The following is a 16,201-nucleotide window of genomic DNA, read 5'->3' as shown; positions in this document are numbered from 1 at the left end:
GACTTCCATTCCTGGTCTCTCTTTAATTTTAAGAGAGGAGGTGTGTATAAAGCACCCTTTTTCCCATGCATAAATGGCTTGGATTTCAGGGGCTTCAGGGGTCGAGGCAGGCGTTCCCGCAGGTCATCGACCCAGAGAGGCCCGCCGTCGGAGGGCCAGGGGCTTCAGGGGAATCCGGGGTACGAGCCCGGGGCATAGGGCGGCGGAATTGGAGTCGGCCCAGATATGGCCCTGCTGTATAAAGCCAGTCGGCGAACCCCTGATGCACCTTCCGGCGGGCCCGGCCTACGGTGTCAGGCGGTCGGCTGCCTGACTCTGCCCCCCTGACACAGGGCCTCCTGACGCGGCCCCCATGTCAAGCCGACAGGGTCAAGCCGTGCTCCGCTTGACGTGGATCGAACGGGGCCCCCGGACCAAGACAGGCCCGGCGGGAGAAGGAGGGGGGTTATGGGGGGTGTAGAACCCCCTCGCCAACTCCCTCGTCTCTGGAACGTGTTGGTTGAGTTATAACCAACACGCCATAGGGGCCAGGGGGCTGGCCGGGACCCTCTACACCCCCCATAACCCCCCTCCTTCTCCCGCCGGGCATGAAGAAGCCCCGCCGGGGATCCCGGCGGGGCTCGGTCGAGCGGGTCAGCCCTGGTGCTCCATCACCCAGAACTTCGCCGCTCCCTTCCGGTTGGGGGCGGTCCCCAGGGCGAGAGACGCGGCGTAGCGGTTCGCCCGGTTGCTCATCCACTTCCCGAGGGACTTGGTGAATCCGGCCTGGTGGCCCGGCCCGGCCTTGGTCCACTTGTCCGCCAGGTCGCCCGGCAGGTATTCGGCCTGGAACTTGCCTTCCGGGAGGCTCTCCTCCTCGGCGTCGGCCCAGACTCCGGACGGGGTGCTGTCCGTGATCGTCCCGACCAGGTCCCGGGCGGTGAACCGCCGGTCGCCCATGACCCGCCGGACCTCCTCCAGGAAGAGGAGCCACTCGCGGTCGTCCTCGCTCTCGCTGCGCCGCTCGTCCACGATCCCGAACTTGTCGGAAATCCCGGCCCAGGACAGCAGGCTCGCCATGGCGGCGTCCCACGTGGCGAAGCTGTCGCCACGGCGCTCCGTCATCTCCGGGCGGCCCGCCTCGACCCACCCGGCGATGACGGTCAGCAGGGCCGAGACGATCGCCGCCCGGTTGGCCGGGACCCAGGTGGTCAGGTTCAGCTTGAACCCGGTCCGGTCGTACGGCCTCGGGGTGTTGGCGTTGATCGTGACCCAGTAGCACCGCCGGGCCAGGTCGCCCCCGAGGGAGGCGTTATTCGCCGTGACGAGCCACAGCCGGTCATTCCGCAGGGTCAGGTACTTGTTCTGACCGAGGAGCCGGTCCGTGTACTCCTCGGAGGTCAGCAGGCTTTCGAGCGTCGCGCTGGATATCTTCCCCTTGACGTTGTCGAACGTGACGACCGGAGCCGTGGTGTTGTGGAGGATCGTGGTGATCTTCTTTCCGACCTCCGCCTCGCTGTCCGGCCAGCCCGAGGCCATCACGCCGCCGTGGACGTCCGCGAGGATCTTGGCCAGGGCGGTCTTGCCGGAGCCCTGCTGCGGAGCGTCGATCACGAACATCGGGTAGGGGCTCGGGTACATGAGCTTCAGGAGCGGGGTGAACAGCGCCCCGAACCAGTTGGCCCGGTCCGTCTCGGTGACGAAGGGGAACTGCTCGACCGGGCGGGTGATCAGGGCGACCGCGTCGGCCACGGCCGCAGCGTCACAGCGGACCTCCGGGAAGGTGACTCCCGCCTCGGGCAGGTAGAGGGTCCGGGTCTCCCCGTCGTAACCGGGGGTGTCGAGGATCGAGCCGTCCTTACGGATCAGCGGGGTGTGCCCGACGCCCGTCAGCCTCCGCAGGTTCGGGACCTCCAGCCCGTTTAGGCATGACCTGTAGAGGTTGCTCGCGGACTCCATGGACAGGTTCTTCGGCTCCCACCGCTTCTCGGGCTTGGGCTCGCCGTCCTTGCCCCTCACGGTGACGGTCCGGCTGACACCCAGGGAGAGCCGGATCTCGACCATCGTCTTCAGGTCGAGAGCGTCCATGACCCGGACCTGCGCCGGTCCATCGTCGCCGGTCTTCGGCGGAACGTACCCCTCCTCTCCGACCCGGGGGGTGTAGACGAGTTCGGGGCCCCGCAGGAAGATTCCGGACAGCGGCCCAGTCCCGATGATCTCCCTGATCCGGTTCTGCGCCCGGTTCTTGTTGCTGACCGTGATCCGGATCTTCCCGTCACGGCCGACGCCGGTCTCATCGTCGTCGTGAGCGGGGGCGGTCATGGTGTCGTCTCCTTCGGGGGTGTCGTCTTCGTCGTCCAGCTCGGGGAGGGTGTCGGTGCAGTGCTCGGCGTCGAAGTGGAGGGTCGAGGTCTTGCTCAGGGCGTCCCGGAGGGCGTCCTCCCACTCCTTCTCGGTGTCGTGGCCGAGTCGGCGGCTGCCCGGGTCGGACTCGATCTCGTAGACGAACCAGTCGCGCAGCTCGTCTAGGGCCTCCTGGCCTCCAGGGTGGCCGCCACGGGCGTAGCAGACGATGGCCCACTGGGAGTCCCGGCAGGTGTCGTGTCGGCCCTTGACGGGGCTCTGAGCCCTCTCCAGGACGTCCTTCATGTGGCTGCACATCGCCCCGTCGGAGACCTCGTCCCACTGGGCGTCCAGCTCGACGGCGGTCAGGTCCGAGCGGTGCAGGGTGGCCCTGTGCTCCCCGCGCAGCTCCTCCAGCCACGCGGCGGGCAGCTCGGGCAGGTCGGCCACGGCCGGGACCTCATCGCCCTCCCACCGGTAGGTACGGCCCTCCGGGTGCAGGGACGGCCACACGACGGCGTACCGGTGGGTGTGCTTGATGATGTCGATCCCGTCGAGGCCGTCCCTCAGGGGGACGTCGGCCGGGACCCGGTAGAACCGGATGCCGCTGACGCCGTCCCGGCTGGACGACTTGGGGCTGTACGGCAGGGGACCGAGCTTGGCCTCCAGCGCGGCGAGGGTGACCCCGCCGGACTTCGTGCCGTAGTCGTCCACGTCGAGCCCGACGACCCCCTCGGGCATCCGGACACCGAGGTTCCCTTTCGGGCAGGCCCGGATCTCGTCCTCGATTTCGCCGCGAGTGGCGGCGATCCCGTCGGCTCCGGTCCGACCCTTCGGCGGCGGGAACTTCTCACCCGGGGGCAGAAGAAGGGGCTCCCATCCCTTATCGAGATAGGTGACGGCTTCGAGGTACGGGGTACCATTGGACGTAGGAACTGAGACGCTCATGAGAGGGCCGCCCTTGTGCCGGGGGCGGCTTTTCTCGTTATGCAGCATCGGTCCGGACCCCCTCCAGCAGCAGGCCCGCGAGCCGCTCACGCTGCTCGACGGTCAGCGGGGGCGCGGTGTCGACGATGGCCCTGATGTGGTCTTCGAGGGTCTGGGCGTTGAGGTCCCGCCGCAGGTCATCGACCTTCTCGGGGCTGAAACGGGAGGCACTGGCAAGCTGCTGCCGGATGCTGATCCGGGCAGCGCTCGCTTTGATCTTGCTCGCCATCTGGCAGAACTCCTGATTGCTGAGTCTGCGGGCCGTCCCCAATGGCGAGTCGGGGTCCGCTGGTGTGGCAAGTTGTGATGGCGCAAGCGTGGTAAGCCCGGATCAGGGGTGAGGTTGCCGACCTACTTGCCGAACCCCTTGTTCGATCCGCCGCTTACAGCATATCCCAGTTCCATTGGCATTGGAATGGTATGAACAATGGATAATTTGAAGGGGTCACTTTATACAGAAGGGAGTTCAAGCCATTCTGTATAAAGTGCATCGGGTACCGTCGAGGGCGTGCTGCTCGACCCTGACGACCCCCTGTCCGAGGTCCTGACGATCCCCGAGGCCGCCGCGAAGGTCGGCCGCTCCCCCGCCGTCCTGCGGGACTGGATACGGCGGGGGCTGCTCGTACCGCTCCGCCTGCCGGGCGACCGCCGGACGTGGACGACGGGGCGGGCCTGCCGGGAGGTCGAGGCGGCCATCTGGAAGCGCAAGCACCTGAAGTGACACAGCCCCCGGCGTCCTGCCGGGGGCTGTGTTAAGCCCTCAGAGTTCAGTGGTCCTGTTCACCGCCACTCGATCCGCACCGTCTCCGGCCGGAAGGTCCGGGTGCCACGCCCCGGAGGGTCGAGGCGGACGACCATGAGCGTGTCGACCACGAGCCGCTGCCGGTCGACGCCGAGAGAGTCCCAGACGGCCCGGACGTCCTCTGCCCCGATCAGAGGGCCCAGTACGCTCACGCGGCCCGCGTCGGCAAGCTGGGACTCGACCTCCGCCAACTTCCCGGACAGCCGCTCGTTCGCCGTCTTCATCTGGGATCGGGTCAGGACCCCGTCGGCGTAGTCGAGGGCCAGGTTCTCGATCCGCTGGCGCAGTGCGGCGGCGTCGGTCCGCAGCGTCCCGGTGTCCGGGCGGCCCCGGTCGGCCAGCAGCTCGACGGCGTCCAGCCGTGACAGCCTCTCGACCACGACGGCGGACACGAACTCCTCGACCGGGAGGGCCATCCGGGAGACGTGGCCGGGAAGGTCCGCGCCGCCCTCGATCGCCCCCTTGCCGGAGCACCGGTACATCGGAGCCTTGTTCGCCGCTCCCCCCGCGTGGACGGTCGCGTCGCACACCCCGCAGAGCCCGACGCCGGTCAGAAGCCGCTTGGCACCGCGCGGAACCGCCCGTGCGGCGTTGCCCGCGAGCACGTCGAGGGCGGCCCGCCACGTCTCTTCGCTCACCAGGGCGGGCCACTGGGCGGCCCCCACGACCTCCCCGCGTAGGGCTCTGAGACCGGCGTAGCGGGGGTTACGGAGCACCCGGCGGACCGAGTCCCATGCCCACGGACGGCTCTGCGCGGTGAAGCCCTGAGCGTTCCACTCCCGGGCGATCTGACCGAGCGGGACGCCGGACAGCAGGGCGGTGTACCCGGCCTTCACGGCGGCGGCCTCGACCGGCCTGACGGTCATCCCGTCGGGCTCGTAGCCGAACGGCTTGCGCCCGGAGACCCACAGTCCCTTCTCGGCGGCCTGCTCGACGGCCCGGCGCTGCCGGTCGCCCTTCTGGTCGATCTCGTGCTTGGCGACGGACGCCATGATCTCGGCGACGAGCCGTCCGTTGGGCGTGGACATGTCGAGGTCGCTGCCGCGCACCAGGGCGACCGTGACGCCGTTGCGCTGCCCGGCCTCGATCAGGGTCAAGGTGTCGCGGGCGTTGCGGGAGAGCCTCGACCAGTCCCAGGCGATCACGTTAGCGGCGCGACCGGCCTCGATCAGGTCGAGGAGTTCGGTGAAGCCGGGGCGGGCCTTGCGGCCCGAGGCGGACGTGTCATTGTCCGTGAGGATCTTGACGACGGTCCATCCTCGCTGGGCGGCGAGCTGCTCGCAGTCCTCCCGCTGGCGGCTGACGGCGAGCCCGTCGCCGCTGCGGTCGAGGGACTGCCGGACGTAGATGAGGGTGCTCTCGGGGGGCGCTTTATACATCTCCACATCTGCGAAGTTACTGCCCTCCGCACCGCCTGGACCCTCGCCGACCTGGGCGGCCGCGACGCCCCCGCCCCCTGGGACACCGCCGAGGCCCTGGACCTCTGGCGAGGCCACCGCCCCTGACCCGCCCCCGACCCGGGACCTGTGGTCACCCGAAGCGGTGCGTTCGATCCACCGCTTCTCGAGCGAAGGGCTTCGGCCTGTTGAGGCGTTGACCATCGCGTCGATGGGGCCTGTCGTACCCGAACGTGTGCCTGCCCTGGCGCATGGGCGGGGCCGCCGAAACGGGGTCGTGGTCCTGAAATTCAGAGGAATTGCGAGTTTTGAGGAGGAAGAAATGGATGGACGGGTCGTGGAGCGGCTGGGGGGCGACGGGGAGGGGGCGGCCCGGGCCTGGCTCAGCGGGGTGTGCGAGCCGGGGGACGAGGCGGCGTGGCGGCTGGTGGCGCGGCTCGGTGCCGAAGGGGCGGCGGAGGCCGTCCGGCGCGGACGGGTGCCCGGCGGGCTGGGGATCACGGAGAAGAAGCTCGCCGGGTGGCGGACGCGCGCGGAGGCGTTCGATCTCGACGGGGTCCTGTTCCTGGCGGAGAAGGTCGGCGGGCGCGTCCTGACTCCGGGGGATCCCGGCTGGCCGACCACGCTCGACCAGCTCGACGAGAGCGCCCCGCTCATGTTGTGGATACGGGGCCGCGGCGACATGCGCCAGCTGTGCCTGCGGTCGGTCTCCGTGGTGGGAGCCCGCGCGGCGTCCCCCTACGGCCGCCGGTTGGCCGCGGAACTCGGCGCGGAGATGGCCGAACGGGGCTGGACGGTCGTCAGCGGAGGCGCCCTGGGCGTCGACGGTGAGGCCCACCGGGGAGCCCTGGCCGCGGACGGCGTCACCATCGCCGTGCTGGCCAACGGCGTGGACGTCCCCTACCCGCCACGCCATGCGGGGCTGTTCGCCGAGATCGCCCGCACCGGCCTCCTGGTCAGCGAATGGCCGCTCGCCTCCCATCCGACCCGCCCCCGCTTCCTCGTCCGCAACCGGGTGATCGCGGCGCTCACGAAGGGCACCGTCGTGGTCGAGGCCGACCTGCGCAGCGGCGCCCTCAACACCGCCCACCGCGCCCGCGACCTGGGCCGCCACCTCATGGCGTTCCCGGGCCCGGTCACCTCGGTCATGTCCCGCGGCTGCCACGACCTCCTGCGCTCCACTCCCCCCGCCGCCCGCCTGGTCACCTGCGCCGAGGACGTCATCGAGGAGGTGGGCAGCATCGGCGAGGGCCTCGACCGCCCCCACGGCGGCCCCGTCCTCCCCCGCGACCACCTGGACCCCGACTCCCGATCCGTCCTGGAAGCCGTCCCCGCCACCCCCTCGGGCGCCCCCGCCCACGCCATAGCCGCCTCCGCCGCCGTGGACCTTCCCACCGCCCGCAGCCGCCTCTCCCTCCTGGCCGCCACCGGCTTCATAGACCGCACCCGCACCGGCTGGCGCCTCCGCCCCGCCCCCTGACCCTTGGCCGGTGCGGTCCAGACGTCGATTTCGGCGCAAGGCGAGGGGCGGGATCCGTGCATGCGGAAACCGGGGGTGGCGCATACCAAGACCAATGGCACAAAAGCCAGTCAAGAAAAGCACATGGCGAAATCGAGGAATGCGTTCGATTCGATATCAGGGAATTCCCGGAAGGCCGGGAGGGGATCAATTGGGGAGTTGAAGGTCCGGCTTGGCCAGTTCCTCGACGTTCACATCATGGAAAGTGACAACTCGGACGTTCTTGACGAAACGCGCTGGCCGGTACATGTCCCAGACCCAGGCGTCCTGCATGGCGACCTCGAAGTAGACCTCGCCGTTGTCCAGGCTGCGGACCTGGAGGTCGACCGAGTTGGTGAGGTAGAAGCGGCGCTCGGTCTCCACCACGTAGGTGAAGAGGCCCACGACGTCCCGGTACTCGCGATAGAGCTGGAGCTCCATCTCGGTCTCGTACTTCTCCAGGTCCTCAGCGCTCATCGTCCCCTCCCACCTTCTCGTTCTTCCCCGTCCGCACGCTCCGTCCCACACCCGCGAGGGGCCTGGATCCGCCCCCGGCCCTCGAGATCACGTTCGAGAACGAGAAGCGGTGCTCCGGGCAGGGCCCGTGCAGGCTGAGCGCGGCCATGTGCTCCGCGGTGTTGTACCCCTTGTGGACGTCAAATCCGTACCCGGGATGGGTGAGGTGCATCTCGGCCATGATCCTGTCCCGGGTGACCTTGGCGACCACCGAGGCCGCGGCGATGCAGGCCACCGCCCGGTCGCCCTTGATCACCGGCAGGCTCGGAACCTCCAGGCCCGGGACGCCGAAACCGTCGCTGAGCACGTACGAGGGGCGCTCCGGCAGCGCCGCCAGCACCCGGCGCATCCCGGTGATGTTGCTGCGGTGCAGCCCCACCCGGTCGATCTCGGCGCTGGGGATGACCAGGACCCGCCACACCGCCTCGGCGGTGATCTGCTCGTAGAGGGCCTCGCGGCGGGCCGGGGTGAGCAGTTTGGAGTCCGCCAGCCCCTCGATCCTGAGGCCGTCCAGGATCACGGCGGCCACCACCAGCGGCCCCGCGCAGGCGCCGCGCCCCGCCTCGTCCACTCCCGCCACGCGGCGGAATCCGCCGTGTGCCAGGGCCCTTTCATAGCCGTACATCCCGGCGTCCCTGCGCGGCGTGAACCGCAGGGGGCGCCTGATCTCCCAGTTGGCCGAGATCATCGGAGGCACCGGTAGTGAAGGCTGTGCATACCCGGAACCATACGCCCACCACAGGAGATCCGCCCAACGCCCTGTGGACGGCCGTCCCGGCCTCAGGAACGCGGCCTGCGGCGCAGCCAGAACACCGGCACGGCGCCCGCCGCGCCCAGAGCCGCCGGCGTCGCGCCCAGCGCGGCCCCGCCGAGCCCCGGCTGCCGGAAGGTCTCCGGGATCTCCAGGACCTGCCAGTGGGCGATCGGCCAGATCACCACGAAGGCCCGCCCCACCACGCTCTCCAGCGGGATGGTGCCGCTGCCCCTGTCGGCCTGGTGGCCGCGGGAGTCCCAGGAGACCTCGCGGTGGTCGCCCATCACCCACAGCCGTTCGGGAGGCACCACGACGTCGAACTTCTGGGACGACGGAACGTTCTGCTCACCGGTGTTCGGATCGGTGTAGAGGTAGGAGTCCTCGTCCAGGGGCGTCCCGTTCACCGTGATCCGCCCCGTCTTCTTGTCGCAGCAGATCACGTGGTCGCCGGGGAGGCCGATCACCCTCTTGATGTAGTCCTTCTCGCCCGGGACGATCCCGAACGCCTTCCCCACCGCTTTCAGGCCCCTGCCCAGCGGGTTCGACCCGGACTCGTCGAGGGCCGGATCCCAGCTGTCCAGCCCGCTGAAGACCACGACGTCACCGCGCTCGATGTCCCGCACGTGGTAGACGAGCTTGTTGACCAGCACCCGGTCGCCGATCTGGAGCGTGCTCTCCATCGACGCCGACGGGATGTAGAAGGCCTGGACGACGAATGACTTGATCACCAGGGCCAGGACCAGCGCGACCCCGATCAGCAGGGGCAGCTCCCGCCAGAAGGATCCCCGTTTCGCCGGGGGCTCCTCCTCTTCCCCTGAGGATTCGGCGGGCTCGGCGGATTCGGGGGGCTCGGACTCCGCCCGCCCGTCGCCCGCCGCCCGCTCGTCGGGGGCCGGTCCCTCGGTATCGGAACGCACTTCTCTCCGCCCCTCCGCAGGTACGGGCCTGTCGGCCCTGCCGCCGGACCGTCCCTCGTCGTCACTCATCAAGGAACGAGCCTAGCGCCGCCCGACCCCGGACGAAGATCGAGGAAGGCTCCAGAGTCGCCAAGAAGATCCCCAAGAACGGCCGAACGCCCGGCCCCCACGGGACCGGGCGTTCGCCGGAATTCCGGCGGAGTCTCTCAGAACTCGCGCTTCTCCTTGATGCGGGCGGCCTTGCCCCGCAGGTTGCGCAGGTAGTACAGCTTGGCGCGGCGCACGTCACCGCGGATGACGACCTCGAGCTTCTCGATGGCCGGCAGGTTCAGCGGGAAGGTCCGCTCCACGCCGTAGCCGCCCTTGCTGACCTTGCGGACGCTGAAGGTCTCGCGGGCGCCGCCGCCCTGACGGCGGATCACGACGCCTTCGAAGACCTGGATACGGCTGACCTTGCCCTCGGTGATCCGCACGTGCACCTTGACGGTGTCACCGGGGCGGAAGTCCGGCAGGTCCGACCGCAGCGCGGCCTTCTCGATCTCCTGGATCAGGGTGTGCATGACTGTCCTCGCTGCTGAGCTGGCCCGTGCCGTGAGAGGCCCCGGAATCACCACTGGGGGCGTCAGGCCGGGAACGAATGAGCGCACGCGAAAGCGCGCGACGCTCTAGTCTGCCACAGGATCGGAGTGCTCGGCCAAATCGAGCGACTCCAGCAGCCTGCGGTCGTGCTTGTCCAGGCCTTCGCGGCCCAGCCGTGCCAGCAGGTCGGGGCGCAGGGCGGCGGTGCGCCTCAGCGCCTCGTCGCGCCGCCAGCGGGCGATCCTCCCGTGGTGGCCCGACGTCAGCACCTGCGGCACCTCGAGCCCCCGCCAGACGGGCGGCTTGGTGTAGACGGGTCCTTCGACCAGGTTCTCCATGCGGCCGGGGGCGAAGGAGTCGTCGCTCACCGACTCGGCGTTGCCGAGCACCCCCGGCACCAGCCTGCTGACCGCCTCGATCATGACGAGCACCGCGACCTCCCCTCCCGCCAGCACGTAGTCGCCGATACTGAGCTCGTCGACCTCGACCCCGGAGGACGGGGAGGAGTAGTGCGCCATGACGCGCGAGTCGATGCCCTCGTACCGGCCACAGGCGAAGACGAGTTGAGGGGAGGCCGCCAGTTCGCCGGCGACCTTCTGGGTGAACCGGCGCCCGGACGGGGTGGGCACCACCAGCCGGGCCCCGGGGGTCAGGACGTCGTCCAGCGCCTGGCCCCACGGTTCGGGTTTCATGACCATGCCGGGCCCGCCCCCGTAGGGGGTGTCGTCCACGGTGCGGTGCCGGTCGTAGGCCCATTCCCGCAGGTCGTGCACGCCGAAGGACAGCAGCCCCCTGTCCTGGGCCTTGCCCAGGAGAGAGGCCGACAGCGGAGTGAAGTACTCCGGGAAGATCGTGATGATGTCGAAGCGCATGGGCTAGTCGAAGAGCCCGCCGGGCGGGTCGACGAGCAGCCGGCCGCCTTCGAGGTCCACCTCGGGGACGATCGCCGACACGAAGGGCACCAGCTTGTCCCCTTCGTCGGTGGAGACCACCAGCAGTTCCTGCGCGTGGTGCAGGACTTCAGAGACCGTCCCGATCCGCTCGCCCCCGGTGGTGACGACCTCCAGCCCGATGAGCTGCTGGTCGTGGAACACGTCCGGGTCGGACGAGGGAAGGATCTCCGAGGAGTCGATCACCAGCCAGGTGCCGCGCAGTTCCTCGGCGCGAGTGCGGTCGGAGACCCCTGTGAACCGGACGACGAGCCTGCCGCTGTGCCAGCGGGAGGTGTCGACCGTCAGGGGACCGGCCGTCACGGGATCCGTGGCGAGCGTCGCCCCCGGCGCGAACCGGACGTCTGCGTCGTCCGTGCGCACGTCGACGGTGACGTCGCCGCGGATCCCGTGCGGTTTGCCGATTCGGCCCACTACCAGTTGCACCGGTCAGCGGACCTCGTTGACGTCGAGCAGGTCCACCCGGACATAGCGACCTCCGGAGAGGGCTCCCATGACCGTGCGAAGGGCCTTGGCGGTACGACCGCTGCGACCGATCACCTTGCCGAGGTCCTCGGGGTGCACGCGCACCTCGAGGACCCGGCCACCGCGGATTCGCTTGGCGTGAACCAGGACATCGTCAGGATGTTCGACGATGCCCCGCACCAAGTGCTCGAGCGCTTCTTCGAGCACTTAGGCCTCGCTCGCGGCTTCGGCCTCGTCGGCCTTGGGCTCGGCCTTCTTCTTGGCCTTCGGAGTGGGCGCCGCGCCACCGTCGAGGTTCGCGGCCTCCTTGGCGGCGGCGGCGAAGACCTCGGCCTTGTTCGGCTTGGGCTCGGCCGTCTTCAGGGTGCCCTCGGCACCGGGGAGGCCCTTGAACTTCTGCCAGTCACCGGTGATCTTGAACAGCTTCTCGACGGCGTCGGTCGGCTGGGCGCCGACTCCCAGCCAGTACTGCACCCGCTCGGAGTCCACCTCGATCAGCGAGGGGTCCTGCTTGGGGTGGTACTTGCCGATCTCCTCGATCGCCCGGCCGTCCCGCTTGGTGCGGGCGTCGGCGATGACGATGCGGTACTGCGCGCTACGGATCTTGCCGAGACGCTTGAGCTTGATCTTGACAGCCACGGGTGTGGTAACTCCGGTTTCAGTAACAGGAGAACAGCCTCCGCCCGTGTGGGGAACCGGACCAGGGCTGCTCGGATGGACTCCGGTCGTCAGAGCGAGAGAGGGCGCCTCACGTGCCGGGTTTCCAGTGCTCCATTGTGCCAGATCTCCGTGACTACTCCGTCACGCCGCTCCGGCACCGGCCGCGCCGGCCCCGCCGTCCCGCTCCCCGCCCGGAGGTTCAGTGCTTCTTGCCCAGATCGCCGAGGTCGGGCAGCTGGAAGCCGGGAGGCAGCTGGCCGGGCACTCCGCCGCCGCCGAACGCCGGGGGCAGGCCGCCGGCCTGCTGCGGCTGCGCCTGCTCGCCCTTGGACCCCGCGCCCGTGGCCCGCTTGCGCGGGTCGCCCGAACGCTGCTTGCCCTTCTTGGCCTTGACCTGCTTCTGGCCCTTGCGCCGGGTGCCGGGCATCCCCGGGATGCCCATCCCGCCGGCCATGGACTTCATCATCTTCTGGGCCTGGAAGAACCGGGTGACCAGGGAGTTGACCTCCCCGACGGTGACCCCGGAGCCCTTGGCGATGCGGGACCGGCGCGAACCGTTGATGATCTTCGGATCGCTGCGCTCGCCCGGGGTCATCGACCGGATGATCGCGGCGACCCGGTCGAGGTCCCTGTCGTCGATCTGGTTCACCTGCTGGCGCATCTGCCCCATGCCGGGCAGCATGCCGAGCAGGTTCCCGATCGGACCCATCTTGCGGATCATCATCATCTGGTCGAGGAAGTCCTCGAGCGTGAAGTCCTCGCCCGACGCGAGCTTGTCGGCCATCCTGGCCGTCTGCTCCTCGTCGAACGTGCGCTGGGCCTGCTCGATCAGGGTGAGGATGTCGCCCATGTCCAGGATCCGGCCGGCCATCCGGTCGGGGTGGAACAGGTCGAAGTCCTCGAGCTTCTCACCGGTGGACGCGAACATGATCGGCCGCCCGGTGATCTGGCGGACCGACAGCGCGGCGCCGCCCCGGGCGTCGCCGTCCAGCTTGGTCAGCACGACCCCGTCGAAGCCGACGCCGTCCATGAAGGCCTGGGCGGTGTTCACCGCGTCCTGGCCGACCATGGCGTCGACGACGAACAGCACCTCTTCGGGCTCGGTGGCCCGGCGGATGTCGATCGCCTGCTGCATCATCTCGGAGTCGATGCCCAGGCGGCCCGCGGTGTCGATGATCACCACGTCGTGCTGGGCGCGCTTGGCCTCGGCGATGGAGGCCTGCGCGACGCGCACCGGGTCGCCCACGCCGTTGCCCGGCTCGGGCGCGTACACCGCGACCCCGGCCCGCTCGCCCATCACCTGGAGCTGCTGGACGGCGTTGGGGCGCTGGAGGTCGCAGGCGACCAGCAGCGGGGTGTGGCCCTCTTCCCTGAGCCAGCGGGCCAGCTTGCCCGCCAGGGTGGTCTTGCCCGCGCCCTGCAGGCCGGCCAGCATGATCACGGTCGGCGGGGTCTTGGCGAAGCGCACTCGCCGGGTCTCCCCGCCCAGGATCTCGATCAGCTCGTCATTGACGATCTTGACGACCTGCTGCGCCGGGTTGAGGGCCTGGGAGACCTCGGAGCCCTGGGCGCGCTCCTTGATGCGCGCGATGAAGTCCTTGACCACCGGCAGCGCCACGTCCGCCTCGAGCAGCGCGACCCGGATCTCCCGTGCGGTGGCGTTGATGTCGGCCTCGGACAACCTGCCCTTGCTGCGCAGGTTGGTGAAGACCGAGGTCAACCGATCGGAGAGATTCTCGAACACTTGCCCGTCCTAGCCCGACGCCTGATGAGAACTCTCCAAGCCTATCCGCCGCGCGGCATGTCGCGCGCCCGCGAGCGCGGGGACAGGCCCTTCCCGCCCCTCACCCGTCCCCGGCGACGGCGTCCGATCCCGGCGCCGGGCGCAGCGAGACGGTGAGGATCAGCGGGGCCAGCAGCGCGCCCAGGGACACGGTGATCGAGAGGGCGCTCCAGGCCATGTCCGTCTTCCTTCCCATGCGGCTTCCGCCGGGGAAGACTCTGGAGCCGTCCGGCGACCGGGAAGAAGGCAGGGAATGACCTCTTTCCCTCCATCAGCTGAATAGTCGACTAATAACCCACATCGGCCATATCGCTATATCAGCCGAGGGCCGCGAGAATGCGCTCCTGGACGTCGGCGAGGACCGCCTGGTCGGAGACGGGCAGCCCCTCCCCGTCCACCACGTAGAAGACGTCGACGGCCTCCGAGCCCAGCGTGTCCACCTTCGCCGCCCTGATGTGCAGCCCGAGCTCGCCGAAGACCCGTCCGATGCGCCACAGCAGCCCCGGCCGGTCGGAAGCGCGAACCTCCACCACCGTCGCGGTCTGCGAGGCCTCCTCCACGAGGTTCACCTTCGGCGGCGCCACCGGCACCCCCCGCCGGTTGCGGACGGACGCCGCGCGCTTCTCCAGCCGGTCCGCGACGTCCAGCCGCCCCGCCAGCACCCGGCGCAGGTCCGCCTCGATCGAGGCCGGGTCCGGCGGGCTGCCGAACTCCGGCTGGGCGGTGAACTCGATCACCGCGTTGCCGCCGCCGTGCGAGAACGTCCGCGCCGTCCGCAGCACCAGCCGGTGCAGCGCCAATACCCCGGCCGCCTGCCACAGCAGCCCCTGGCGGTCGGCGGCCACGACGGTGACCGTCAGCCCTCCCCCGGTGTGCTTGGCCCACGAGCCGCGCACCGAGCCGCTGCTCACCCGCACGGCCACCCCGTCGTGCCGGGCGAGCGCCAGCTGGCCCGCGGTCGGCTCGGGGGTGCGCGGCGGCGCGTCCCCCTGCAGCAGCTTGTCGGTGCGCCGCACCAGCTCGTCGATCAGCCTCGCCTTCCAGCCGCCCCAGGCCGCGGGCCCGGTCGCGCCGGCGTCTGCGACGGCGATGGCGTGCAGCAGCTCCAGCACCACCGGAGAGCCGACCGCTTTCGCCGCGGTCTCGATCGTCAGCGGATCGTCCAGATCCCGTCGGGTGGCGGTGTCGGGCAGCAACAGGTGGTGCAGAACCACCCGCTCCAGGATGTCCACGTCCTCGGGAGGGAAGCCGAGCCGGGCCGCGAGCGGACGGGTGTACTCCGCGCCCACCACGGAGTGGTCGCGCCCGGAGCCGTCCTTGCCGATGTCGTGCAGCAGCGCGCCGACCAGCAGCAGGTCGGGCCGGGCCACCTCGCGGGTGAGGCCGGCGGCCCGCGCCGCGGCCTCCACCAGGTGCCGGTCGACGGTGTACTTGTGGACGGCGTTGCGCTGCGGCCTGTTCCGCACCCGCGACCAGTCGGGGATCATCCGCACCACCAGGCTGGCCTGGTCGAGCGCCTCCCAGGCGCCGATCGCGGCGGGACCGGCGCCCAGCAGCGACACCAGCGCGGTGCGCGCCCGCTCCGGCCAGGGGTCGGGCAGCCCGGTGAAGGACTTCGCGAGCTGCTCCACGGTCGCGGGCGCCAGCGGAAGCCCCGCGTGCGCGGCCGCGGCGGCGGCCCGCAGCGGCAGGGACGGGTCGGCCAGGTCCGCGTCGCGGGCCAGGACGGTCTCGCCCGCGAACTCGACGAACCCGTCGGCCAGCGGACGGCGCTCGCTCCTGCTCGGCGACGTGCCCTGCCGTTCGACGTGGCGCCAGACGTGCTCACCGGCGTAGGTGATCGTCCTCGCGCATTCGGCGACCGTCCCCAGCAGCTCGTAGACGTCCTTCAGCCCCAGGTGGTCGGCGACGGGATCCTGCTCCTGCAGCAGGAGCCGGTCGCCTGAGCGCCCGGTGACGGCGTGCAGCGCGTGGCGGATCTCCAGCAGCCGCCCGTAGGCCGCCTTGACCCGGGGGCCCGGCGGGGGCACCACCCAGGTGGCCACGACCGCCTCCATCACGTGGACGTCCCGCAGCCCGCCGTGAGCGTCCTTGAGGTCCCCCTCCTGCAGGAACGCCAGTTCCCCCAGTCGCTCCCAGCGCTCCCTGGTCATCCGGGCGAGCTCCGGCAGCCGGGTCTTGGCCGCGGCCCTCCAGTCGGCCAGGACGGCGCCGCGCACCTCCTCGGCCAGCTTCGGGTCCCCCGCGATCAGCCGGGTGCGCAGCAGTCCCATGACCGCCTTGATGTCCTCCGCCGCGACGTCCCTGGCCTCTGCGACGGTGCGGACGGAGTGGTCGAGTCTCAGGCCCCGGTCCCAGACCGGGTACCAGATCTTCTCGGCGAACTCCCCGATGTCGTCCCTGCCGTCGTGCAGCAGCACCAGATCGAGGTCTCCGCCGGGGGTCAGGTCGCCCCGCCCGAAGCTGCCGACGGCCAGCAGCGCCACCCCCGGCTCGTCTCCCACCAGGCCGGCCAGCCAGGCGTCCAGTTCGGCGACCCTGGCCGCGCGTTCGTCCGCGAAACTCCGCAAA

Annotated in this window: 16 protein-coding genes; 2 read left to right on the top strand and 14 right to left on the bottom strand. The window is 70.2% G+C overall.

Annotated elements, in window-relative coordinates:
• Positions 1–633: 633 nt before the first annotated feature.
• Positions 634–3,270 carry a bifunctional DNA primase/polymerase gene (locus tag ABD327_RS14290; protein WP_344450834.1) on the bottom strand — a complete coding sequence of 879 codons (2,637 nt, stop codon included), beginning with the start codon at positions 3,268–3,270 and terminating at the stop codon, positions 634–636.
• A gap of 37 nt (positions 3,271–3,307) precedes the next feature.
• The gene (locus tag ABD327_RS14285; protein ID WP_344450833.1) at positions 3,308–3,538 is read right to left on the bottom strand and encodes a hypothetical protein; all 231 of its coding nucleotides are present in this window, start codon (positions 3,536–3,538) and stop codon (positions 3,308–3,310) included.
• 279 nt (positions 3,539–3,817) lie between these two features.
• On the opposite strand from ABD327_RS14285, the gene ABD327_RS14280 reads away from it, so the two are divergent.
• Positions 3,818–4,030, top strand: coding sequence for a MerR family transcriptional regulator (locus tag ABD327_RS14280; protein ID WP_344450832.1), 213 nt, complete (start codon positions 3,818–3,820; stop codon positions 4,028–4,030).
• A 59-nt stretch (positions 4,031–4,089) separates the two neighbouring features.
• On the opposite strand, the gene ABD327_RS14275 is transcribed toward ABD327_RS14280, so the two are convergent.
• The gene (locus ABD327_RS14275) at positions 4,090–5,490 is read right to left on the bottom strand and encodes a recombinase family protein (RefSeq protein ID WP_344450979.1); all 1,401 of its coding nucleotides are present in this window, start codon (positions 5,488–5,490) and stop codon (positions 4,090–4,092) included.
• 340 nt (positions 5,491–5,830) lie between these two features.
• Here ABD327_RS14275 and dprA point away from each other — a divergent pair, with 340 nt between their 5' ends.
• Positions 5,831–6,988, top strand: a complete 1,158-nt coding sequence (gene dprA, locus ABD327_RS14270; protein ID WP_344450831.1) for a DNA-processing protein DprA — start codon at positions 5,831–5,833, stop codon at positions 6,986–6,988.
• 186 nt (positions 6,989–7,174) lie between these two features.
• On the opposite strand, the gene ABD327_RS14265 is transcribed toward dprA, so the two are convergent.
• The 11 genes from ABD327_RS14265 to ABD327_RS14215 form a co-directional block, all read right to left on the bottom strand.
• The gene (locus tag ABD327_RS14265) at positions 7,175–7,483 is read right to left on the bottom strand and encodes a DUF2469 domain-containing protein (RefSeq protein ID WP_344450830.1); all 309 of its coding nucleotides are present in this window, start codon (positions 7,481–7,483) and stop codon (positions 7,175–7,177) included.
• The gene (locus ABD327_RS14260) at positions 7,473–8,210 is read right to left on the bottom strand and encodes a ribonuclease HII (RefSeq protein ID WP_344450829.1); all 738 of its coding nucleotides are present in this window, start codon (positions 8,208–8,210) and stop codon (positions 7,473–7,475) included. Before ABD327_RS14260 ends, ABD327_RS14265 begins: the two co-directional genes overlap by 11 nt.
• A gap of 92 nt (positions 8,211–8,302) precedes the next feature.
• Complete coding sequence (gene lepB / locus ABD327_RS14255; protein ID WP_344450828.1) at positions 8,303–9,193, bottom strand: signal peptidase I; 891 nt, start codon at positions 9,191–9,193, stop codon at positions 8,303–8,305.
• 206 nt (positions 9,194–9,399) lie between these two features.
• A complete protein-coding gene (rplS, locus tag ABD327_RS14250; protein ID WP_344450827.1) occupies positions 9,400–9,753 on the bottom strand; it encodes a 50S ribosomal protein L19 in 354 nt (117 codons plus the stop codon).
• A 105-nt stretch (positions 9,754–9,858) separates the two neighbouring features.
• Positions 9,859–10,644, bottom strand: coding sequence for a tRNA (guanosine(37)-N1)-methyltransferase TrmD (trmD, locus tag ABD327_RS14245; RefSeq protein ID WP_344450826.1), 786 nt, complete (start codon positions 10,642–10,644; stop codon positions 9,859–9,861).
• Positions 10,645–10,647: 3 nt separating this feature from the next.
• Positions 10,648–11,148: a ribosome maturation factor RimM gene (gene rimM / locus ABD327_RS14240; protein WP_344450825.1), complete on the bottom strand. Its 501-nt coding sequence runs from the start codon at positions 11,146–11,148 to the stop codon at positions 10,648–10,650.
• 3 nt (positions 11,149–11,151) lie between these two features.
• Positions 11,152–11,394, bottom strand: coding sequence for an RNA-binding protein (locus ABD327_RS14235; RefSeq protein WP_344450824.1), 243 nt, complete (start codon positions 11,392–11,394; stop codon positions 11,152–11,154).
• Complete coding sequence (gene rpsP / locus ABD327_RS14230) at positions 11,395–11,826, bottom strand: 30S ribosomal protein S16 (protein WP_344450823.1); 432 nt, start codon at positions 11,824–11,826, stop codon at positions 11,395–11,397. It lies immediately after the preceding gene.
• Between the two features lie 220 nt (positions 11,827–12,046).
• Positions 12,047–13,591 carry a signal recognition particle protein gene (gene ffh / locus ABD327_RS14225; RefSeq protein WP_344450822.1) on the bottom strand — a complete coding sequence of 515 codons (1,545 nt, stop codon included), beginning with the start codon at positions 13,589–13,591 and terminating at the stop codon, positions 12,047–12,049.
• A gap of 100 nt (positions 13,592–13,691) precedes the next feature.
• Positions 13,692–13,826: a hypothetical protein gene (locus tag ABD327_RS14220; RefSeq protein ID WP_344450821.1), complete on the bottom strand. Its 135-nt coding sequence runs from the start codon at positions 13,824–13,826 to the stop codon at positions 13,692–13,694.
• Between the two features lie 121 nt (positions 13,827–13,947).
• Complete coding sequence (locus ABD327_RS14215; RefSeq protein ID WP_344450820.1) at positions 13,948–16,200, bottom strand: [protein-PII] uridylyltransferase; 2,253 nt, start codon at positions 16,198–16,200, stop codon at positions 13,948–13,950.
• Between the last annotated feature and the right edge of the window lies 1 nt (position 16,201).

Origin of the sequence: Actinocorallia aurantiaca (assembly GCF_039533685.1) — a bacterium.
GTDB classification, from domain to species: Bacteria; Actinomycetota; Actinomycetes; order Streptosporangiales; family Streptosporangiaceae; genus Actinocorallia; species Actinocorallia aurantiaca.
The sequence above is the reverse complement of the archived record's forward strand: the minus strand, read 5'-3'. Positions and strand labels throughout refer to the sequence as shown.